The sequence below is a fragment of the Coleofasciculus sp. FACHB-1120 genome, assembly GCF_014698845.1.
Taxonomy (GTDB): Bacteria; Cyanobacteriota; Cyanobacteriia; order Cyanobacteriales; family FACHB-T130; genus FACHB-T130.
Genome location: NZ_JACJTV010000018.1, coordinates 44,108 through 64,975, shown reverse-complemented (window position 1 = coordinate 64,975; position 20,868 = coordinate 44,108). Strand labels below are relative to the sequence as shown.

Annotated in this window: 19 protein-coding genes; 2 read left to right on the top strand and 17 right to left on the bottom strand. The window is 47.9% G+C overall.

Going from position 1 to position 20,868, the window contains the following annotated elements; all coding sequences use genetic code 11:
- Positions 1–17: 17 nt before the first annotated feature.
- The 8 genes from H6H02_RS16700 to H6H02_RS16665 all read right to left on the bottom strand — a co-directional run bounded on the left by H6H02_RS16700 (position 18) and on the right by H6H02_RS16665 (position 7,764).
- A complete protein-coding gene (locus H6H02_RS16700; protein ID WP_190819744.1) occupies positions 18–1,976 on the bottom strand; it encodes a chloride channel protein in 1,959 nt (652 codons plus the stop codon).
- A 429-nt stretch (positions 1,977–2,405) separates the two neighbouring features.
- Positions 2,406–4,061 (bottom strand): glycosyltransferase family 39 protein, encoded by a 1,656-nt coding sequence (locus H6H02_RS16695; RefSeq protein ID WP_190819741.1) that lies wholly within the window; start codon positions 4,059–4,061, stop codon positions 2,406–2,408.
- A 439-nt stretch (positions 4,062–4,500) separates the two neighbouring features.
- Positions 4,501–4,695: a hypothetical protein gene (locus H6H02_RS16690; RefSeq protein WP_190819739.1), complete on the bottom strand. Its 195-nt coding sequence runs from the start codon at positions 4,693–4,695 to the stop codon at positions 4,501–4,503.
- Positions 4,665–5,939 (bottom strand): recombinase family protein, encoded by a 1,275-nt coding sequence (locus tag H6H02_RS16685; RefSeq protein WP_190819737.1) that lies wholly within the window; start codon positions 5,937–5,939, stop codon positions 4,665–4,667. Before H6H02_RS16685 ends, H6H02_RS16690 begins: the two co-directional genes overlap by 31 nt.
- Positions 5,936–6,094, bottom strand: a complete 159-nt coding sequence (locus H6H02_RS16680) for a hypothetical protein (RefSeq protein WP_190819735.1) — start codon at positions 6,092–6,094, stop codon at positions 5,936–5,938. Before H6H02_RS16680 ends, H6H02_RS16685 begins: the two co-directional genes overlap by 4 nt.
- Before the next feature lie 22 nt (positions 6,095–6,116).
- Complete coding sequence (locus H6H02_RS16675; protein WP_190819733.1) at positions 6,117–6,476, bottom strand: VOC family protein; 360 nt, start codon at positions 6,474–6,476, stop codon at positions 6,117–6,119.
- 183 nt (positions 6,477–6,659) lie between these two features.
- Positions 6,660–7,358, bottom strand: coding sequence for a pirin family protein (locus H6H02_RS16670; protein WP_190819731.1), 699 nt, complete (start codon positions 7,356–7,358; stop codon positions 6,660–6,662).
- 169 nt (positions 7,359–7,527) lie between these two features.
- Positions 7,528–7,764 carry a CDGSH iron-sulfur domain-containing protein gene (locus tag H6H02_RS16665; protein WP_190819729.1) on the bottom strand — a complete coding sequence of 79 codons (237 nt, stop codon included), beginning with the start codon at positions 7,762–7,764 and terminating at the stop codon, positions 7,528–7,530.
- Positions 7,765–7,880: 116 nt separating this feature from the next.
- Between H6H02_RS16665 and H6H02_RS16660 the strand changes: the two genes are divergently transcribed.
- On the top strand, positions 7,881–8,201 hold the full coding sequence (locus tag H6H02_RS16660) for a helix-turn-helix domain-containing protein (protein WP_190819727.1): 321 nt from the start codon (positions 7,881–7,883) through the stop codon (positions 8,199–8,201).
- 2 nt (positions 8,202–8,203) lie between these two features.
- On the opposite strand, the gene H6H02_RS16655 is transcribed toward H6H02_RS16660, so the two are convergent.
- Positions 8,204–9,775, bottom strand: coding sequence for a phenylacetate--CoA ligase family protein (locus H6H02_RS16655; RefSeq protein ID WP_190819818.1), 1,572 nt, complete (start codon positions 9,773–9,775; stop codon positions 8,204–8,206).
- A gap of 151 nt (positions 9,776–9,926) precedes the next feature.
- On the opposite strand from H6H02_RS16655, the gene H6H02_RS16650 reads away from it, so the two are divergent.
- Positions 9,927–12,176, top strand: a complete 2,250-nt coding sequence (locus H6H02_RS16650; RefSeq protein WP_199329269.1) for a serine/threonine-protein kinase — start codon at positions 9,927–9,929, stop codon at positions 12,174–12,176.
- A gap of 80 nt (positions 12,177–12,256) precedes the next feature.
- On the opposite strand, the gene H6H02_RS16645 is transcribed toward H6H02_RS16650, so the two are convergent.
- The 8 genes from H6H02_RS16645 to H6H02_RS16610 all read right to left on the bottom strand — a co-directional run bounded on the left by H6H02_RS16645 (position 12,257) and on the right by H6H02_RS16610 (position 20,808).
- The gene (locus H6H02_RS16645) at positions 12,257–13,267 is read right to left on the bottom strand and encodes a DnaJ C-terminal domain-containing protein (RefSeq protein WP_190819725.1); all 1,011 of its coding nucleotides are present in this window, start codon (positions 13,265–13,267) and stop codon (positions 12,257–12,259) included.
- A 76-nt stretch (positions 13,268–13,343) separates the two neighbouring features.
- Positions 13,344–13,859 (bottom strand): AAA family ATPase, encoded by a 516-nt coding sequence (locus H6H02_RS16640; RefSeq protein WP_190819723.1) that lies wholly within the window; start codon positions 13,857–13,859, stop codon positions 13,344–13,346.
- 151 nt (positions 13,860–14,010) lie between these two features.
- Positions 14,011–15,300, bottom strand: a complete 1,290-nt coding sequence (locus H6H02_RS16635) for a glucose-1-phosphate adenylyltransferase (protein WP_190819721.1) — start codon at positions 15,298–15,300, stop codon at positions 14,011–14,013.
- 206 nt (positions 15,301–15,506) lie between these two features.
- Positions 15,507–17,675, bottom strand: coding sequence for a polyphosphate kinase 1 (gene ppk1 / locus H6H02_RS16630; protein WP_190819719.1), 2,169 nt, complete (start codon positions 17,673–17,675; stop codon positions 15,507–15,509).
- A 332-nt stretch (positions 17,676–18,007) separates the two neighbouring features.
- The gene (locus H6H02_RS16625) at positions 18,008–18,217 is read right to left on the bottom strand and encodes a hypothetical protein (RefSeq protein ID WP_190819717.1); all 210 of its coding nucleotides are present in this window, start codon (positions 18,215–18,217) and stop codon (positions 18,008–18,010) included.
- A 187-nt stretch (positions 18,218–18,404) separates the two neighbouring features.
- Positions 18,405–19,094: a helix-turn-helix transcriptional regulator gene (locus tag H6H02_RS16620; protein ID WP_190819715.1), complete on the bottom strand. Its 690-nt coding sequence runs from the start codon at positions 19,092–19,094 to the stop codon at positions 18,405–18,407.
- A gap of 385 nt (positions 19,095–19,479) precedes the next feature.
- Complete coding sequence (locus H6H02_RS16615; protein ID WP_190819713.1) at positions 19,480–20,085, bottom strand: superoxide dismutase; 606 nt, start codon at positions 20,083–20,085, stop codon at positions 19,480–19,482.
- Between the two features lie 228 nt (positions 20,086–20,313).
- Entirely contained in the window at positions 20,314–20,808 is a 495-nt protein-coding gene (locus H6H02_RS16610; RefSeq protein WP_190819710.1) for a TIGR00725 family protein, read from the bottom strand.
- Between the last annotated feature and the right edge of the window lie 60 nt (positions 20,809–20,868).

The following is a 20,868-nucleotide window of genomic DNA, read 5'->3' as shown; positions in this document are numbered from 1 at the left end:
CCCAATGCTCTAAGTTTTTAAACTGTTTGCTTGAGGGGTGGTAAATTTAACTCCTTCGGCACCGGATTGAGGGGAAGATAGCGGCGCAGTGTCTTGCGCGTGGCAGCGACACTATAAGCTAAAGCGATTCCCTCTTGCTCCAGCACACCTAACACTTGTTGGGGGCGATCGCGGTCAACGACGGGTAACTGGTGGAGACCGCGTGCTGCCATCCGGTCTATCGCTTCCGCTACCGATTCATCAGGGTTTGCATACAGAATTTCAGTTGTACAGATGTCAGCAACTGGCTGATGAGCCAGATGACTGGTTAAATTATTCGAGACATTGCAAAGAACGTTGTTTGTTTCTACGGTTTCAGTAGGAGCGGTAACTGGCGTCCGAGCTGTAGACATCGCTCGATTAATATCCTGTAAAGTGACGATGCCAATTAACTGCTCGGCATCATCAATAACTAAAGCGCTGCGGCAGCGACCATTTGTTAAAGCTAAACCTGCCTCTAATACTGATAAAGAACCACTTAGCATCAAACCTGGTACTTGCATTGCTTCTGCAACTAACATCTGTTGCAAAATTTCTATCTGCTGGTCTTTCTCCACATTGAGTTCCAGCTGTTGGAGATTTTGACCTTTCGTTGGCGCTGGATTGAAGCGCTCTACCAGCCAGATACTCAACCCGACTGCTGCCATCAGTGGCAAAACAATCCGGTAGTCGCGCGTTAGCTCAAACATTAACAGGATCGCCGTCAGGGGTGCCCTGGCGCTGCCAGCCAGAACGGCTGCCATTCCCACCATCGCATAAGCTGGGGCTGCGGCAATCTGAATCGGTGCGGCTGGGAGCATCGCTGCCAGAATTTTTCCATATGCTGCCCCCAAGGAAGCACCGAGGAACATAGCAGGGGCAAAGATACCCCCCACCAAACCGCTACCCAGACTAATCGCCGTCACGATCAGCTTGACCGCTAGCAAGGCGAGGAGTAACCCCAACGGAAAATCCACATCCTGAAGCATGGCAGCAATCGTTTCGTAACCGATGCCCAGAATTTGGGGCCACTGCAAAGCAACCAAGCCCAAACAGGCACCGCCAATTACCGGGCAAAGCGATCGCGGTACCTTTCCCAGCCACTCAAAACCGGCAATCTGTCCGCGAAAGAAACGACGAGCCAGTTGAATCGACTGGGTATAGGTCAGCGACACCAAACTCGCTAATACCCCCAATCCCAGATAAAGCGGTAATTCTAGAGGACTGCGGACTTCATAGACAGGCAGTGTAAAAGCTGGTTGGGCACCCAAACCAATCTGAGCAATCAAAGACGCCACAACTGCTGCCAGCAACACGACACTCACGGCTGAAGTCGCAAAGGTGGTTCCCAAGACTACCTCTAAAGCGAAGAAAACACCGGCTATCGGGGCATTAAAACCCGCCGCCAGACCCGCCGCTGCTCCAGCACCCAGGAGTAACTGCTGCCTTTCTCTAGAGACTTGCAGCACTTGACCGAGCAGCATTCCAAAATTGCCGCCAATTTCCACGCTCGGTCCTTCTGGCCCTAAAGAGGCTCCACTGCCAAGGGAAACAGCCGCCGCAACCATCTTGGTGACGGGCCGCAGGGGTAGCAATTCTCGGACGCCTTGGGCAGCGGCAATCAGCGAAGAAATACTCGGCCCAAAATCGGGCCAAGCAAGACGCATTAAACCAACGATTAATCCTCCCAAAATGGGAATACAAGCTAAAGTCCAGGCACCCCAGCCTCCAATTATCCCCATCACCCCTTCCAGCATCAAGCTGTGGATGAGTTCGATTAAATAGTGAAACGTGACAACGCCCATCCCAGTGCCGGTACCAATTAATACAGCCAACAGCAGGACGACGCTTTCGGGTGAGGGTTCGAGTCGATTGAGAATTTTAGTAAGACGGGAAGCAGGAGAAGTTGGTGCGGATGATTCCGACAACAGCACATCTGACAATGGAGTGGCGCTCATTGATGGGGTTAACAGGAAAAATGAGAAAAAGCTTAATTTTTATTCATGATTTTCATTGTAACTGCGACCGATTGGCTAGCAGCTTTAAAAGCCGAACAATTAGGGAAAATTTTGAGTTTTTAGCCGGGATAAACAGAGCATCCGGAATTTTGCCCGTTTTATGATTTGGGCAATGTGCAACTTTGATGTCTGAATGCTTAATTGTTATCGATAGCGATCGCTAGAGAGATAGCGGTTCTCACTCTTAGTGCAGTATATACAGGAACCTCACCCCTAACCCCTCGACCTTTACAGAGAGAAGGAAATAGGGAACCCCTCTGGGTTTACAGGAGGAACAGGGGTGGGTTTAAACCCAACTGCATCCCAGAGAGAATTGCCATATTTGCAAAAAGTTGGGCTATTGACAATTTACTTGCTAATGCCTACTTTCTACTTCTTAATCTGTGGCTTCTGACTCTTCACTGGTTTGACGGCTGCCGGTTTAGTAATTAGCAACCAACCCTCAGCCTGATTAAGCGATTTCACCGGCTTTAAATTCAGCTGCTTGAAGGTGGGTTGGTCAAGTAAAAAATAAGGTTGAGCATCACCTTTCCAACGTTGCTGGAGTTCGGCATCCGTTGCGGGGATGACTTGGCGATCGCTATAAAAATTCAGAGAAGGACGACCATGATCGTAGGATGTGTAGATTGGCTTATTGATGGGAGTTTTGCGCTTAATCATTGCGGCAACGGGTTTAACCGGATAAGCTTCTGCGAGTTCCCAAATCCAGTGTGGCGATGTCATGAATATCAGCAGCGTTACATACGTACCCCAAAAGAGCAGTGGAATAAATTGCAGGTCTTTTTGATAAATCAAAACTGCCGTTATCAATAAAGTCAAAGCAGCCGATGCAAACACCAATTGCAAATTCCAGTTCGGTTGGGGACCAAATGCAGCAAAATAAAAACTACCGCTTAGCGCCACTAAACCCATGACTGTCAAAAGCGGTACCCAAGAGCGGGGATAGGATTTCTGAGTCGGAGCATTCCAAACTTCAGCTAGCTGGGCACCTCCTACTAAAGCCACTGCTGGGTAAATCGGCAGCACATACCAGGGAAGTTTGGTTCCCATTACCGAAATGGCTACTAGATAAACACCCATCCACACCAGTACCAGTTTTGCCCAGCTCATATTGCGATTTTCCCAAGCAAGGCGCAATCCTTGGGGTAACAAGAATAACCAGGGCCAGCCGTACTTTAAAATTTCCAACAGATAGTACCAGGGGGGACCCGCGTGATTCTCAACAGGTGCCCAAATCCGCTGCAAGGATTGACTAAAAATGCCGGTATCCACGAAGGTTTGCCCGTAGTGGAGAAATTGGGCACCATACCAAGCAGCAACCGGCACACTGCCCAAGAGCAAACCAATCCAGAAATAGAGGGAAGTCAAAAGTCTGGGAGTATCCCAGGCTAAAAACACCAGAGCGATATTTAAAAGCAATAATCCCATCATGCCTTTGGTCAGGCAAATCAACCCAAACCCCACACCGGCACCGAGAGCGTAGCGCAAGTTTCGACGCGATCGCAACACGCACCACATCATGAACAGGAAAAAGCACAACACTGCCCCATCCAGCATCGCCAGACGCCCATGACGCACAACGGGCAATAACGTCAAGTAAATCAAAGCCGAGAAAAGAGCTGGAAGGCGTCGCCGGAATAGTTCCCGCCCAATGCCATACAAAAGCGGCACACAAGCGGCACTCAACAGCGCCCCAGGTAGGCGCGTTGTCCACTCATTTACACCCCCAATTGCATAGGCACCGGCAATCAGCAGATGCATTAAAGGCGGTTTATTTAGATACTCTGTACCTCCCAACGTCGGATACAGCCATCTCAAAGAATCAAACTTTGCCTGCCAAATCTCACGAGCAACCTGAGCAACTGTTCCTTCATCCCAATCCCGTAAAGGCAGTACGCCCAGATTGATTCCAAATAGCAGGATAGCCGCTAGGAATAACCCTAAGATCCACAGCCTTTCCGTCCATTTGTCAGATCCTCCTATCTTCTTTTTTGAACGACCCCACGCAAAAGTTTGACGATCCATATTTAACAAAGCCCGTGGTATTTAGCGGCAATCCAACTTCATTACTTGCGATTTATCTAACTCAATCATCTGACTAAAATCACAAAGTAAGTTTCCATGTCTTAATAAAGTTTGCAGAACTCTATAGAATAAAGCCGGATTTTCTATCTTAAAGTGACCGAGGAAAACTCTCGCTATGCCTGCTCTAACTCTGTAGGACAATCTCAGAGTTGGACACACTCGCAGCGTTTAGACTCAGTTTTACAGCGGTTAGACGCTCGTTTCGTTCCGAATTATAAAATTTATACCAGTAGTGAAAGACATACGGAAAGTTTTTTGAGTCATCTATCGGCATATTTAGGATCGCTATGCAAAGTCTAACGCCGACTTGACTCTGTTCGCGTAAGTGTTGCTAGCGTACGTGTTGCGGCTTTGTGAAGAGCGAACCGACAGGTCGGCGCTAGGCTAAAGCCTCGCTGTTTTCATGCCCAAAGGGCTGTACGCGATCGCACTCCTCAAGGATTCGTGAAGGCGAGATACCGGACTTCTCGGAGAAGCCGGGTATCTGAAGTGTTGGCTTACAGCTCAAATAAGATTGCGATCGCAACACTTTATCGTTAATCGCTAAAAGATAAAAACTAGCTCGATCTCCCAAGATGAATCCTGGCGGTTAATCTCGATCTGACGAATAAATTCTCGAAAGTAGAATCGTCGCTCCGATTCTGACAAATCTAACCAAAATTGGGAGATAGATACAGCCTGCGCGATCGCTTGTAAATCTACTGGTGGCAGACTCGCTATCCGCGATTGCAATTGAGCAATTTCTGTGCGTAGCTTGTAGGCGCGTAACTGGGCAGTTTCTGAATCTAGAATGCCATTCTCTATAAGCGTCGGTAACTGAGCTAAGATATCTTGCTTAGCGGCGATTTCATGGGTAATCGTGCCCTTAATTCCATCCATATTAGGAGCATTCATCGCCGCTACTGCACGGGGTAAATCTTGGCAGATTCTCTCAATCGTTTGCTCTAATACTTCCTGATAAGAAATAGCCTTACATTTGGGCTGTTTAAAGCACTTGGTTGGGCGCAGATAAAGATATTCTCCCTGTTTGCGGGAAGCGGTGACGCGGGTAATCGTCATTGGCGACTGGCACTCCCCACAAACCACTAATCCCGCTAGAGAACGATTTGCACTAGCAGTGCGAGGAGGCAAACGGCGGTTACGGCGCAGCAAGCGGTCAATTTGCGCGGCTTCTTCCCTAGTTACGATGGCAGCATGAGTGTCAGAGAGAATCTCACCATTTTTATATGCAGTGTCACCGCGATAGACTGGGTTCGTTAGCCAGCGTTGTCCAGTAGACGCGGAAATTTTCTTGCCATATTTTTTTTCTAAATAGCGCACCGCACCGCGTAAAGAACCATACAGCAGAAATTGTTCAAAAAAATCTTTGACGACCGGCGCGGCGCTGCGGTCTAGGATATAGCGGTCTTTACCTCGTCGGTAGCCGTAAGGGGCTTTTCCAGGTGCTGGTGACGCTTTGAGCCGCCGCTGAGCGTGTCCTTGACGGATGCGATCGCTGCGCTGCCGACTCTGAATTTCTTGCAGGAGTTGCAAGGGTGTCTGATGATACGCGACTGACTCAGTAGTAATCATTTGAATGCCGAGGGATTCGAGATCCAGGATGCGATCGCATACTTCTTCCACCGAGTCTCCCAGTTCTGCCAGTCGTCGGATTAATAAATAATTAGCGGGTTCTTCTTTACAATCTTCTAAAAGCTGACGTAATTGTTGACGTTCCCCCAAATCTTGATAAATACTATCTATTTCCCAACCCCAAATTAAGGGATCGGGCGCAACTTCAAGTAACGGGTCAGTGTAGGAATATGCAATGATTTTCATTGCAGAATTAATGGGCTAAGCTGCCGGAGGTAGCCTGAAGAGTTTAATTTTAGCTTGCGTCGGCAGGCTTCGTTTCTGTAGCCCCACGCTTCTAGTGTGCGGGCAGGTATTTGCAATTCGCGGGATGCTCCCAAAGTGCCCTGATTAGAATTCATTTTAGAATTCATTGTTGACAGCTCACTCACCTAGCTCAATGATGTTGCCATCTGGATCTTGAGTAAATAGTGCAGCGCGACCAGAAGCGCTCATTTGTATGGGGTAGTTGTGAGCCACAAGCTGCTCCTTAGCAGCGTCTAAGTTAGAGACCAAGAAGGCTAAATGCCGATTTCGACCTAATTTCTCAGAATTGACTAAATCTGATGGTATAGAGTCGGCAACAATCAGATGAATTTGAAACTCGCCGACTTGATACCACGCACCGGGAAATTTCAGCACTCTATCCACCTTCGATAATCCCAACACGTTCCCGTAAAATTGCTCGGCTCGTTCCAAGTCAGAAACGAGAATGGCTGCATGGAGACATTGAGTAATCTGCATTGATAGTTATGCTTTTGCCCGTTATTATACCATTTTTCTCTTGTAAAGAAACAACTTTTTTGAACGAAAGAATAACTTAGAGAAATCAAGCGATCGCTTGATTTCTCTAAGTTAAAGAACTGCCTAGCTAAGACCTATGACCAAATCATCATCTTTGCCTAAAAGGTATATAACCTTCGGCTATTATGCCAAATCAAACAACAGGAATTCTGTGTTATCTTTGGCTTCTATAGCAATCTGGTTTTCATTACTGATTGCAGCGCCATCTCCAGCAGCCATTGGCTTACCATTCAAACTGATATTGCCTTTGATAACTTGTAGCCAAGCATGGCGGTTAGGTTTGATTTGATAATCAACCTTCTGTCCAGCATCAAGCAAACTTGCATAGAGATTAGCATCTTGATGGATAGTAACAGAACCATCTCGACCATCTTGAGAAGCAATTAAACGGAGATTTCCGTGCTTTTCTTCAGCCGAATACATTTTCTGTTCATATCGAGGTTCTAATCCTTTTTGATTTGGCGTAATCCAAATTTGCAGAAAATGCACTAAGTCAGTTTTAGAATGGTTGTATTCGCTGTGAGTAACTCCTGTACCAGCGCTCATGACTTGAACTTCACCCGGAAGGATGATAGAACTGGTTCCCATGCTATCCTTATGCTCCAAAGCCCCTTCTAGCACGTAGGAAATAATTTCCATATCTCGATGAGAATGTGTCCCGAATCCTTGGTTCGCTTGCACTCTATCTTCGTTAATTACGCGCAGAGTTTTAAATCCCATGTGCTGGGGATCGTAATAGTTCGCGAAGGAGAATGAATGGTAGGAATTGAGCCAACCGTGGTCGGCGTGTCCGCGTTCTTCTGCTTTCCGAATTGCAATCATTTTTAGCTCCTATTTAACTTAAATTTCCAGCGGCTAAAGCCTGGAGTTATCCTGGTTGTAGAGAGGCGGTTTATCTCGTCTGCTTATGCAGGTTAAGAAGATGGAATATATTGCCAGTTTGTGCAAGTAAACTTTATTTGGATAGCCTGCGCTTTTGTAGTGAAAAATACTAAAGTTTACTGTGCGAACCGTCACAAAACGGTGACTTACTGGTGTATTTACACTGGCATAATGCTACCTGTTTTTTGTCTTCGAGTACGAACTTTACAGGGAGAAATTCTGTGCCTTGATGGGAACCATCGCAATAAGGTTGATTTTGAGATTGACCGCAACTGCACCAAAAGTAAGTACCCGGTTCAAGCGCAAGAATGATAGGTTTTGTATCGACAATAACGGGTTGACTCATTTTTGTTATCCTTGGCTTTCTTTGGTGCCTTATTTTTGTATATTTATAGTTTAAAAAATGTAACCATAAAGTGTAAAGTATGCACTTTAAAGTAAGATAGTACCCAAAAAGATACTATGGAAGCTAAAAGCGAGAATCTCGAAAGGAAGACTTGTCCAGCCGAAACTACTTTAAAAGCAATTAGCGGACGCTGGAAGCTTTTGATTGTGGCAGAACTATGGTCAGGCGTTAAACGATTTGGGGAACTGCAAAGAGGGCTGGAAGGAATCACCCAAAAGATGCTCACGCAGCAACTCAGAGAGATGGAGGAAGACGGAATAATCCATCGCCAAGTTTATCCGCAGATTCCCCCAAAAGTGGAATATTCTTTGACCCCTTTAGGGGAAAGTTTGAAACCGATTATCCAGGCAATGCACGAATTAGGCACGCAATTATAGAATTATTTGCGGGTGTAGCGATGCTTCACGCCAATCGGAAAATATTCTGGATCGCCGCTGGGAGTTAAGGTAACTTGCGGTATTTGGTAGGTTGGGGGGACATAGTTGGCAAACTCGCTGTTGAGGCGTCGTAGCTGGGAAAGAATCGAAGATGCGATCGCTTGCTGCTTGTCCTTACTGGCTTCCACTTGGGGCGCTAACTCCACAACCACGGACAGGAAGCGGTTTTTATCTGCATCTTCCTGAACCTGCATCACAAACTTACCCGTCACCCACTCTCGAATCGTGGGTTGTTCTAACCCCACCGTCACATTTTCCGGGTAAATATTTGCGCCGAAATAGGAAACCGTGAAATTAGACCGTCCAAACACATAAACAAACGGTAAGGGAGGAATTCCTCTTTGTGTAGCCCGCGCCGCCGGATTGAGTTCGGGTAGCCCTAAGCCGGAGGTTTCGGGATGAGGAATGGCACTTTCACCTTGCAACGCCGCGACTGGATCGAAGTCCCATTCTGCTAAAAATTGGAGCATTTCATCGTAAGGGATTAAGCCTCCCGTATCGGAGATATGATAGCGGATCAGCGGAATTCCGTTATCGCCGGAAAACAGCAATGTGCCCTCGTGAACCTCGAAAAAGCGACTTAGTGGGTCATACTGTACCAGTGTTGGCAAGCGAGATTCCCCAAATAATGCCTTAGCAGCATCTGGATGTTCTGCCAGAAACCGACGGATGCGGATACTCAGCGGGGTTTCGTTGCCCAAAACGCCTGCATCGGCTGTCCCATAAAGCGAAGCAGAATCATAACAAGGATTTTGAGAACCGACTCTTTCTCCGACAAGATTGCGCCATTCTTCGCTGAAGACTTCTCCCGCAAACACCATTTTGATGTGATATTGCTGCCACTCCACACCCCGCGCGATGCCGCTATCAATGACATCCTTTAGAAATGGCGGATATCCCAGCAGCACCACTTGCTCAAATGCAGAACCCAGTTCTTGCACGACTCGAAATATCTCTTCTTTATTATTGCCAGGAGTAATCACCGTAATCGGGTATCCTTTACTAGCGAGATACCGACAGCAGTTTGCTGTGTAGATTCCCCCAACCCAAGTCCCCAAGCTAAAGCAGATGACAGCCAAGGTGCGGCGGGTATCAGCCTGAAAACTATCATGAAATATCTGTTCAAAGCGAATGGCGATTTGCAGTTCATCCGTGAGGAAACGAGGCCAAAATGTCGGCTTTCCGGTTGAACCGGAGGAAACAGCAATCGTATCGCACGCTTCTAATTGTCCATTGCGGCACAAGTCTGCAAGCGAGTGACGCAACAGGTAATTTTCTTTGGTAATGAAGGGAAGTTTTTGGAAATCTTCAAAAGTTTGTATCGAATCTGGATCGATACCTTGTTCCTTCACAAAAGCTTGGTAGGCGGGGACAGTCGCAGCAACTTCGTGAAATAATTGCATCGTGGCGGTTTCTGGGGAGGTGCTGCGATACTGTTGCAGCCGCCACTGGAGGGGAGTATTGAGGAACGATTGAAAAGCGGTGAGTACCCGTTGACGTTGTTCTTCTAGCATTGTCCTCCCTCTCAGTTTTGTTATTAAGATCAGGCTAACGTAGGGAAGGCGATCGCTTTCAATCGCTTTCATCAATCGCATTACTTGGTAGAATCTCGGTCAATTTGTTATACCGTTACTGGATCTTCCACAGAATTGCCCCAGGTTAATCATGCCCCTCTATTGCACCAAAGGACACGAGAATCCCATCGATGGTCGCTTTTGCCAGCATTGTGGCGAACCGCTGCCTTCCGTGGTCAGTAATAGTATTTTGCCGGGGATGACGCTGGGCGATCGCTATCGAATTGTCCGCGAATTGGGGCATGGTGGCTTTGGACGCACCTATCTGGCTGAAGACCTCAACCGCTTCAACGAACCCTGCGTTTTAAAGGAATTTGCCCCCAAGGTGCAAGGTACTTACGCTTTGCAGAAAGCTTCCGAACTGTTTGAGCGAGAAGCCGGGGTTCTTTACAAGCTGAAACACCCACAAATTCCCAACTTTCGAGAGTTATTTCGGGTGAACCAGCAAGGCAACGGACGCCTGTTTTTAGTACAAGACTATGTGGAAGGTCACACCTATCGCGCTTTGCTCGATATGCGGAAATCGCAGCGATCGCGATTTAGCGAACCAGAGGTACGGCAGATCCTGCTGCAAATCTTACCTGTTCTAGAATATATCCATTCACTGGGGGTCATTCACCGCGATATTTCCCCAGATAACATGATTTTGCGAGCTTCTGACCAATTGCCCATCTTGATTGACTTTGGCGGCGTCAAGGAAGTCGCCGCCACAGTGGAGTCGGAGTTTAGCGAAACACCAGGGATGGAAACAGCAACCATCCATACTCGGCTAGGGAAGCCCGGATATGCTCCCGATGAGCAGATGCAACGAGGAATTGTGTTTCCTCATAGCGATTTATATGCTTTGGCGGCAACAATGTTGGTGCTGCTCACAGGTAAACAGCCGCAAGAGCTAATCGACGACGAAACGCTTTCGTGGAATTGGCGGCGGGAAGTCAACCTGAGTCCCCTGCTGGGGGCAGTGTTGGATAAAATGCTTTCACGACGACCGGGCGATCGCTATCAATCTGCCAGCGCTGTTTTAGAGAGCCTCTCCTCTGCCCACCCGCCTACCCCAGCGCCCAATCTTCCTTCCCTTCAGCCGCCCACCAAGCCCCCAATGGCACCGACAATGGTAGTGGCTCGTGCCCAAGTTCCCCCGCCTCCGCAGCCAATCGCCAACCCCCCACAGGCAATCCCCAATTCTCCCCAGCCCATCCCGGCTGCCAATCCATTACCGCAGCCAATTTCTAACCCGCAAACGTCCAACCCGCAAATTTCCAACCCGCAAATTTCCAACCCGCAAACGGCAACCCCCAAGCCTCAATCCCCCTTTCTTGGCTTAGTCGGAAAAACTTTACTCGTGTCGCTGCTGATTACAGGTGCGACTGGAATCGGCTGGTGGGCTGGCAATCTTTGGATAGAATCCCTGTCGAAGCCGGGGGAAGAAACCTCCGACACCACACCGTCCCCCAGTTCTTCGCCGCCAGTCGATCAAGAGAATCCTTCGCCGCAGTTCTCGCCTGAGGAACAGGCACGCAAGCAACAGCTGCGCGATCGCCGTCAGAGTCTCGGTGTTAACTACAATTTCTATGTCAACTGGGTGAATGAAGTTTTCTGGACTCAGAATCCCAATCAACGAGGGCGCACGCTAGGCAATGGGTCAGAAAATGAGCAATTGCGAGAGCAATGGGACAAGATCGCGACTGAATTGCTCGACAAGCTAGATCAGACAAAATTACCGGGCGCAGAGAGACAGCGTTTGGGAAGCTATGGTGCGGCGGATCGCGATCGCTGGAAAGGGCAAGTCAACCAGCAACGCCTGAGCAGTCGCGCCCTCTACGATCTGGCAGATGTAGCATTTTTCCAAGTATTTCCAGAACAGCGGGGCAAAGATTTTCTAAATCAGCCGGTCGGTCAAATCTGGCACGCGATCGCGGCGGAGAAAGTCAAGGCAGTGCAATCTAAAGAGGCGCTGGAAACGATTCGCTTTGCTCCGGGGGCGGTGGGCAAACGAGTCAGCGGCACCCTCCAGCCAGGAGAAGGAAAAGCCTACATCGGCAACTTTGCAAAAGATCAATTATTGGCACTTAACTTTGTCGGTAGTTCAAAATTGCGGCTTTCCGTTTATCCCCCAACCACAACGTTTCCGGCAATCCTGGAAGACTCCACCGAAAAAACTTGGTCGGGAACGCTGCCTCAATCAGGCTACTACGAATTCATCGTTGTTTCCGAAGCTTCCCAGCCCGTTGATTATCAACTGGATATCGGCGTGGAAAACCCTCCTGCTCCCTCCCCGTCACCGTCTGAGACGACCACTCCCTCCCCTGAATCGGCAGAAACGACCAGACCTTCCCCTTAAAAGAAACCCCCCTGCCCCTTTGCGAGAAAGCAAGTGTGGGAGAGCAAGGGGGGTGGGGTTTGGAGGAGACGCTCAAACCTCTACAGCCGTACCTGCGGTAAATTACTGCGAGGATTGAAGGTACGGCTGTCCCGGATTTTCTCGTAATATTCTCGTTCGGTAGGACTCAGCTCTTTCGGCGTCACAATCAAAATCTTCACCAGTTGGTCAGAACGTCCGCCTTTCGGGTTGGGCCAACCTTTGCCGCGCAACCGCAGAGATTGTCCCGAACGGACGCCAGGGGGAACGTTGACGGTGACAGAACCATCCGGCGTCGGCACTTCCACGGGTGCCCCCAACACGGCTTCATCTGGCGTTACCGGCACTTCGCAGACCAGATTATCGCCATCAAATTGGAAGAACGAGTGGGGAAGCAGCTCCACGCTTAAGTACAAGTCACCCCGTTGCTGAGTGTAGGGGCTGACGGAGCCTTTGCCTTTGACGCGAATGCGACTGCCTTGTTTAGCGCCAGGGGGAATCCGAACGTCAATGGCTTCATTGCCTAAATCTAAACGCTTCTGGACGCCCTGGAAAGCCTCGGATAGGCTGAGTTTGATGACCGCTTCTCGATCGGCGGCGGCTCCTGCCGCTTGCGGATCGAAGCCAGAATACCCGCCAAAGTCTGTATACCCTGCGGAACCTGTGGAAGGACGATAAGCCGTGCGGCGTCCCCCACGACTGCCAGAGCGGGCACTGGCACCCCCTAAGCCGCCCAGAAGCTCGTTGACAAATTCATCAAAACTGCCGTATTGACTAAAGTCAAAGCCGCCAAAATCGACGTTCACTCCACCTGGATAGGGCGACGATCCTTCACCGACTTGTTTCCAGTACTGTCCGAACTGATCGTACTTTTTACGTTTTTCTGGGTCGGATAGCACTTCGTAGGCTTCGCTGACTTCCTTGAAGCGAGCTTCAGCTTCTTTATTGCCCGGGTTCATGTCGGGGTGGTACTTTCGTGCCAATCGCCGGTAGACTTTTTTGATTTCATCGGCACTAGCGGTTTTAGTGACTCCCAGGATGGCGTAATAGTCTTTAAAATCGGTCGCAGCCATCAACCTGCCTCCTCTCGTCTAAAAATTTAGTTTAAGTTTTATTTTTTACCTTCTCAGAGATAGGGTATCAAATCAGTCAATGGATATAAGTTCGGTTTGTCCGCACTGGTGCGATCGCGATTTCCGTACTTGCTGCTGAATAACGGATTAAACGATCGAGTCCATCAGCAAGGGTGGGCGGAGCGTCTACCAGTTGGCGGTGCATCTGTAAAATAACTTCTTCTGGAACTTGGCGGAGTCTTAATCGATTTCTTTCTAGACATTCTTGCACTGGCGTATCCAGCCACAAGCCGGTAATGTGGGTAAAACCGCGATCGCGAGAAGTCGCGATCGCTTCCCGTCGATGTTTACGAGCTGCATTCGTCGCGTCAAAAATTGCTTGTCTTTTCTCCTTAAATGCTTGGCTTAATTGGCGCTGTACCTCGCTCCACACCAACAGCCACGACCCTTGAATCGCTTCATCCCCAAACAGTTGTTCCCGGATCGCGTCTGTGGCAATCAGCCGATGCTGAGGGCATTCTGCTACGAGCTGTTTTGCCAGAGAAGATTTGCCGCTACCGGGCAACCCAATTAGGAGAATTAATCGAGTCATGTTTCGGTGTTGGGAGTTAGTAATTCGAGTTTTAAGTTTTGAGTTTTGAATTAAAGAACTCTCTTTAATTCAAAACCCAAATTCAAACGCGAGATCGCGTCTCTACTTCAAACTTTTTCCCAATTAGTAATTCCCCGGACTAATTTCTACCCTAAATGACGGTTCCATCCGGAATCACGGCATTTTTCAGGATCACAACAATGCCGCTACGGATGTAGAAGCCTTCGCTTTCGCGCTCAGCTTCTTCCACTCTGTCTTTGTTGATGATTTGCACATTGCAACCAATGTGAGCATTTTTGTCGATGATGGCGCGGCGAATCCGGGTATCTGAACCAATGCCCAAGGGAACTTTACCGTCTTCACAGTGAGCTTGTCGTTCGGCGAAGGGTTGGTATAAGTCGGCACCCATGACGAGGGAGTCTTCAATTAAGGAACCCGATTCAATGCGCGATCGCACTCCCAAAACAGAATGCTCAATCCGGCATTCTTTCAGGATGCAGCCTTCCCCAATAATCGACTCGGTAATTTGGCAATCTAATAGCTTACTGGGCGGTAAGTAACGAGCGCGAGTGTAAATCGGAGCCTCCTCATCGTAGAAACTAAAAGGCGGCTGCGGTTGCCTGGTGAGAGCCAGGTTCGCCTCGTAGAACGACTCCATCGTTCCAATATCTTCCCAGTAGTCATTAAATAAATAAGCTTGGACGTTAAAATCCTGCGCCGAAGCTGGAATAATCTCCTTCCCAAAATCGGTTCGATCTTGGTTAGTTTGCAGCAGCTCCATCAGCACCTCTTTTTTGAAGACATAAATCCCCATTGAGGCGATGTAGGGATTTTTCTTCGCTTGCTCCGGGCTTAATCCCAGCGTCGTCGTATCGACCTGCATTTCCCTCAGAGCATCGCCTTTAGGCTTTTCGCTGAAATCTACCACCCGTCCGGTGTCATCAATTTTCATTAAGCCAAAATCAGACGCTCGTCGCTCATCCATTGGCACAACGGAGAGGGTGATATCGGCATTAGTGTCGCGGTGGCGTTGCACGAACTGACGATAGTCCATGCGGTAGAGATGATCTCCTGACAAAATCAGGTACTCATCAACGTCCCACTCATCCAACAGCCAAAGATACTGGCGGACAGCATCGGCAGTGCCTTGGAACCAGTTGGGGTTTTCTGGCGTTTGCTGGGCAGCTAGCACCTCCACAAACCCTTCTGTGAACCCAGCGAAACTGTAGGCGCGGGCAATATGGCGGTTGAGGGAAGCTGAGTTGAATTGGGTCAGGACGTAGATTTTGTAAATCTCTGAGTTAATGCAATTACTGACGGGAATATCGATCAGGCGATACTTTCCTGCCAGAGGCACGGCTGGTTTAGCTCGCAGCTTGGTCAGCGGGTAAAGGCGGGTGCCTGCGCCACCTCCGAGAATGATGCTTAGAACTTTTTTCACTTCAAACCTCTCGATTGCCAGTCAACTCCCAAAACCAGTGTCGGACGGTCTGGAGCAGTTGGCAAGGGGGGGAGGGGGAATCGATGTTAGGGGTTATGGATAATTGGGAAAAAGTTTGAAGTAATGAGTGTTGAGTTTTGAATTAAACAGAGTTCTTTTATTCAAAACTCAAAATTCAAAACTCAACACGCTCATTCCCCACTACCTTATTGCTGTGCCATCTCCATCAAAATTTTCTGGGCACTTTGTTCTCTTTCCTTGTCACCAAGACGGCGTTGGATGTAACGACCATCGGGTTGTAAATCCCAAGCTTGACGGTTATCTGCAAGCATAATCCCTAAGATTTCTTGTAAATCTTTAGAAATTTCGGGATCTTCTATTGGCGCGATCGCTTCTACCCGTCGATCTAAGTTGCGGCGCATCCAATCTGCACTGCCAATATAAACTTCCTCACTGCCAGCATTTTGAAAGTAAAAAATCCGCGAGTGTTCTAGAAAGCGCCCGACAATGCTGATTACCTGGATATTTTCACTCACCCCTTCCAAACCGGGTCGCAGACAGCAAATTCCCCGGATAATCAAATCGATTTTGACTCCGGCGATGCTAGCTTCGTAAAGCGTCGCGATGATTTGGGGATCTGTCAGTGAATTCATTTTGGCGACAATTCGACCGCTTCTGCCATGATGGCAATGTTCTATCTCGCGGCGGATCAAACTCAGAAAGCGATCGCGGCAGTTCACTGGCGACACCAACAGCTTGCGGTAAGACCGCTGTCGCGAGTAACCCGTCAAGTAATTAAACAAATCCGTCAAATCCGCCCCCAAGTCTTCGCGGCAGCTTAATAGCCCCACATCTGTATAAATCCGAGCGGTTTTGGGATTATAGTTACCTGTGCCAATGTGGACATACCGGCGAATCTGGTTTTCTTCCCGCCGTACCACCAAAACTACTTTGGTGTGCGTTTTTAAACCTACCAAGCCATAGACCACATGAACCCCGGCTTGTTCTAACTTGCGTGCCCAGTTGATATTATTCTCTTCATCAAAACGGGCTTTCAGCTCTACTAGAACCGCCACCTGCTTGCCATGCTCAGCCGCTGTAATCAGCGCATTCAGAATCGGCGAATCCCCCGATGTTCGGTAGAGGGTCATTTTAATCGCCAGCACATTTGGATCGATTGCCGCTTGGGTGATGAAGCGCTGTACCGTCCCCCCAAAAGATTGATAAGGATGGTGAACCATTAAATCTGCGGTGCGAATGACCGAGAAAATATCTTCTCCCTCATCCAGATCCGGTTCGCTGAGCCGTCGCAGGCGTGGGGGTATCCCTGGCGTCCATGCCGGGTCTTTCAGTTCCGGGAGTGGCAATTGCATGAAGTACATCAAATCTGCCAGACCCAATAGCCCGTCCACCTCGTAAACATCCCGCTCCAATAGCCCCAGTTCCCGCAGCAGCATCTTTTTCACCGATTCGGGCATAGAAGCTTGAATTTCCATGCGGACTGCCGAACCACCCACTCGACGCTTACGCAGTTCTTGCTCAATCGCCAGCATCAGATCGTCGGCTTCATCTTCTTCTACCTCCAAATCTGCATTGCGGGTGATTCGGAAGGGGTGATATTCCTGGATATTCATCCCCGGAAACAGCGACTCTAGATTATGGGCAATCACCTGTTCTAGAGGCACACCCATCCAAATCAGTCGTTCGTTCCGGAATCGTTCCTCTTCGAGGGCGGACGATTGACTTCCCAGCCTAGACTCCAACCGTAAGGGCAAAAATCGAGGTAAAACTTTTGGGACTTTCACCCTGGCAAACAGTTCTTCACCCGTGTCCGGGTCTTTCACTACCACAGCCAAATTCAGGCTGAGGTTGGACATATAAGGAAAAGGATGGCTGGGATCGACAGCCAAGGGGGTGAGAACGGGGAAAATTTGCTCTTCAAAATAGTTTTGCAGGTAAGCCCGCTGTTCCTGGTTCAGATCCACGTAGTCTAGAAGATGAATGCCTTGCGCGGTCATCAAGGGTCGCAATGCTTTCTCAAAGTGTTGATGCTGTTGCGTTACCAGGGGTCGCGCTGCCAAGCTAATCTCTTCTAGCTGTTCGGTCGGCGTTCGACCATCGGGCGTCAGCAGGTCTACTTTTGCGTCTACCTGTTGCTTAAGAGCAGCGACGCGCACCATAAAGTATTCATCGAAGTTGGCGCTGAAAATTCCCATGAATTTTAGGCGTTCTAGTAGCGGCGTCCGAGGATCGATCGCTTCATGCAAAACTCGATTGTTAAATTCCAACCAGCTGAGTTCTCGGTTGAAATAGTACTGCGGATGGTTTAGGTCAATATTATGTGATGTTGGCGCGGTCTTTTTCGCTTTTGACATATATTCTACTGGGAGGCAGACAGGCAGGTATTCATGGTTACTTGCAACTCCAACCAGTTAATTCAATCTGAATTGATTGCTGATTCGCGCTGATTGCTTTACCACTCATTTTTAAAATGCGCTCATCTTAATTCTGGCTGTGTTATAAATTCATCGTATCTTGACTTAGACGACCGCAACCCTATCCACAGAAAGGCGTTAAGCAGAGTGAGATCGAGTTCCAGTTAGCGATCGCTATGCCTTTCTTTTGCCTTAGACTTCACCAACACTGGTCGCTAAGACTGGTCGCTAAGCCTATGCCTATCGGACGATAGTCATTCGATGAGCTTTTTTCAACCAAATACCTCCTCTTCTCTACCTCGCCACCACTCACCCAGATTCATTAAATCCTGATGAATATCTGCTAATTCTTTGGCATATTCCTCTGGGGAAATCGTTGAGCGGCGTTCTTGGAGTTTCTTTAGCCGCAATTGCACTAATAGCCAAGGCTTGGAGATGCTATCTGTTGCTTCGATGTATTGCGCTAGTTCTTTACTATCCATGATTAGCTGGTGGTAATTTTACTTTCTTTAAACTTATATCTTGCACCTGAAAAAGTGAATGTCAATTCCATGAATAAGTGTGAAACTAGGTAGCCTCAGCCAGTTTCTGTCCTGAATTTATAGCGGTTCTCAACTGGGTGTAAGATGAATGTTCGTAGGGACACGGCATTGCCGTGTCCCTACAGTGTCATCTAGGCAACTGAGAATTGCTATAAACCGTTTCTGCTAGTTGATTATTTAGAGCATTAAGATCAATTTCGTATCTTTGAAACAGGTCACTCAGAGTAGTCCTGTCTGTTTCTGCTAGACGGACTAAACCCCACAAGAGATGTTCAGTCCCAATAGACTTATTACCCTGAAGACGAACGACTTGCAAGGCAAGCTCTAGAACAAACTTACTCTGTGGGCTAAATCTTGGATTCTCATGGGATTCAAAAGAATTTTCATGAGTGTCGATGTCCGCTTGGCAGCCATTGGCTCGAAGTAAACGAGCACTTGTTGTGGTCGGATCAGCCAGCAAGCCAGCAAGCAGATGTTCTGGCTCGACTTGTGATTTCTGCGAATGTGTTGCCTCATTTCGTGCAAACTTAATCGCGTTGATTGCCTTTTCAGTAAACCTCTCGAAACCAAACTCGAAACCAAAATAATTTTTGAATCGCTCAACCAGTGTTTGCATAGAATTTTTTACTTCGTAGATGAAAACGTCTTCAAGTGCAACGTTGAACAGACTAGCAATTTTAAAAGCCATATCTAGGCTGGGGTCAAACTTGCCAGATTCAAAACCATTGACAGCCTGACGACTGACTCCTAATTCCCTAGCAAGGTCAGATTGTGACCACTGGTGCAGTTGTCGAAGTTCTTTCAGTCGGTTTTTCATGGCTTTGTCTGTTCTCTGTCAAGTATTACTTTACATATTCACCCGCCTGTTTGTCAAGCTATACTTGACAAAACTGATTTATAGTAACGTTTAAGGTAGTAGGAAATCCGCTCCAAGCGGCATAACAACCTAGTTGAAGCCGCCTGGCAAAGTTGGTCAGTGTTGTGGATAAGGTTATCGGTAGGGACAACGGTTCAAAGGTTATGTATGCAAGGAATCTCAACTTGCTGCTTACGTAATATCACGCTTAAATATAGTTTTTTGAATTACTTTCGCTTCCCGCAAGGCAACCAAATACAGATAATCATAAAAAAACAGCCACTACTTAAAAGGTGACTGTTTTCAAGACGATTAAATTTGACGTAGCTTAAACATCAGCAGTTATTTAAGCAGCAGCCGATAAATTTTGGGCAACAAAGTCCCAGTTGATCAAGTGGTCAACATAGTTCTGCATGAAGTTTGGACGGCTATTCTGGTAATCCAGATAGTAGGCGTGTTCCCAAACATCCATCGTTAGCAAGGGAGTTTGTCCGTAAGCAATCGGGTTTTCTGCGTTCGGAGACTTGGCTACTTTCAGGGTGTCACCATCCTTGATCAACCAAGCCCAGCCGCTACCGAATTGGGTGCCGCCAGCAGTTTTGAACTCTTCTTTGAATTTGTCGAGGCTACCGAAACTGGCGTTAATTTTTTCCGCTAGTTCGCCACTTGGATTGCCGCCTCCATTTGGCTTGATGCCATTCCAATAGAAGGTATGATTCCACACCTGAGCAGCGTTGTTGAAGATAGCAGCTTTGTCTGAAGCTTTGTAGGTTGCCTTGATGATTTCTTCAAGGGACTTGTCGGCTAGTTCCGTGTCCTTAACCAGGTTGTTGAGAGTGTTCACGTAAGCAGCGTGATGCTTGCCGTAATGGAACTCAAGTGTCCGCGCCGACATACCTGACGACTCTAAAGCGTCTTGAGCGTAAGGTAAAGGGGGTAATTCAAATGCCATTGTGTTCAATCCTCTACTAACTGCTTTCTAGCTTAAAACTAAGGGAGAAGTTTTTTCTTCTTAAGGATCAAAGTCTCGCGCGATCGCAACCTCGATCGCTGATCGATATAAAACTTAACCACTGGATTGTACCTTAAAAGTCAAGAGACAGCCAAAATCAACGCTTTCTGGCAATTTAAACGATACTTCCCACTAATTTCTCTAGATTGCATCTATCCAAAGGGATAATTAATAGTGGCTCAAAACTCCTCTAACCATTTCGATTGCCGCTGCTGGAGTATTGGCAATCAAAATAGAGTCTTCAGACAAGCTTTGGAAAAAGGCTTTACTTTCTGGATGATTCGTTAACAAAATCACTTTTTTATGGTTCTTCAACGCCAGAGCAATTTCCGAAGCGGTTCCCGCACCCATGCCACAAGCAATCACAACATCAGAAGAAAGAACATTAATATTATTTCTCGCATTTCCCATATCCGTAAAAATCGCAATATCTACTGAATCAGAAACCGCGCTGGTATCGTTAGTGGGAAGAATCCCAATTGTTAAACCATTAGCAAGTTTTGCCCCTTTACTCGCCGCCTCCATCACACCAGCATTTCTGCCGCCAGTCAGCAAAACCCATCCCTCTTTGGCAATTAATTGTCCGAGTTCATAAGCATTTTCTAAGTCGGTTTCTGTAGCGTTTGCTCCTGGTCCCATGACACCAATTATAATTTTTTTCATGCAGATTAGCTTTTCGCCATTAGCTTTAACGTTGTCGGTAAGAGGCAGTGCCCAACCCGC

Excerpts from the sequence above, each read along its gene's own strand:
- H6H02_RS16655 (WP_190819818.1), bottom strand. The coding sequence starts at position 9,775 with ATGCTAGAAGAACAACGTCAACGGGTACTCACCGCTTTTCAATCGTTC.
- ppk1 (WP_190819719.1), bottom strand. The coding sequence starts at position 17,675 with ATGTCAAAAGCGAAAAAGACCGCGCCAACATCACATAATATTGACCTA.
- H6H02_RS16680 (WP_190819735.1), bottom strand. The coding sequence starts at position 6,094 with ATGAATTCTAATCAGGGCACTTTGGGAGCATCCCGCGAATTGCAAATA.
- H6H02_RS16695 (WP_190819741.1), bottom strand. The coding sequence starts at position 4,061 with ATGGATCGTCAAACTTTTGCGTGGGGTCGTTCAAAAAAGAAGATAGGA.
- H6H02_RS16610 (WP_190819710.1), bottom strand. The coding sequence starts at position 20,808 with ATGAAAAAAATTATAATTGGTGTCATGGGACCAGGAGCAAACGCTACA.
- H6H02_RS16620 (WP_190819715.1), bottom strand. The coding sequence starts at position 19,094 with ATGAAAAACCGACTGAAAGAACTTCGACAACTGCACCAGTGGTCACAA.
- H6H02_RS16640 (WP_190819723.1), bottom strand. The coding sequence starts at position 13,859 with ATGACTCGATTAATTCTCCTAATTGGGTTGCCCGGTAGCGGCAAATCT.
- H6H02_RS16645 (WP_190819725.1), bottom strand. The coding sequence starts at position 13,267 with ATGGCTGCGACCGATTTTAAAGACTATTACGCCATCCTGGGAGTCACT.
- H6H02_RS16660 (WP_190819727.1), top strand. The coding sequence starts at position 7,881 with ATGGAAGCTAAAAGCGAGAATCTCGAAAGGAAGACTTGTCCAGCCGAA.
- H6H02_RS16665 (WP_190819729.1), bottom strand. The coding sequence starts at position 7,764 with ATGAGTCAACCCGTTATTGTCGATACAAAACCTATCATTCTTGCGCTT.
- H6H02_RS16615 (WP_190819713.1), bottom strand. The coding sequence starts at position 20,085 with ATGGCATTTGAATTACCCCCTTTACCTTACGCTCAAGACGCTTTAGAG.
- H6H02_RS16675 (WP_190819733.1), bottom strand. The coding sequence starts at position 6,476 with ATGCAGATTACTCAATGTCTCCATGCAGCCATTCTCGTTTCTGACTTG.
- H6H02_RS16700 (WP_190819744.1), bottom strand. The coding sequence starts at position 1,976 with ATGAGCGCCACTCCATTGTCAGATGTGCTGTTGTCGGAATCATCCGCA.
- H6H02_RS16670 (WP_190819731.1), bottom strand. The coding sequence starts at position 7,358 with ATGATTGCAATTCGGAAAGCAGAAGAACGCGGACACGCCGACCACGGT.
- H6H02_RS16650 (WP_199329269.1), top strand. The coding sequence starts at position 9,927 with ATGCCCCTCTATTGCACCAAAGGACACGAGAATCCCATCGATGGTCGC.
- H6H02_RS16625 (WP_190819717.1), bottom strand. The coding sequence starts at position 18,217 with ATGGATAGTAAAGAACTAGCGCAATACATCGAAGCAACAGATAGCATC.
- H6H02_RS16685 (WP_190819737.1), bottom strand. The coding sequence starts at position 5,939 with ATGAAAATCATTGCATATTCCTACACTGACCCGTTACTTGAAGTTGCG.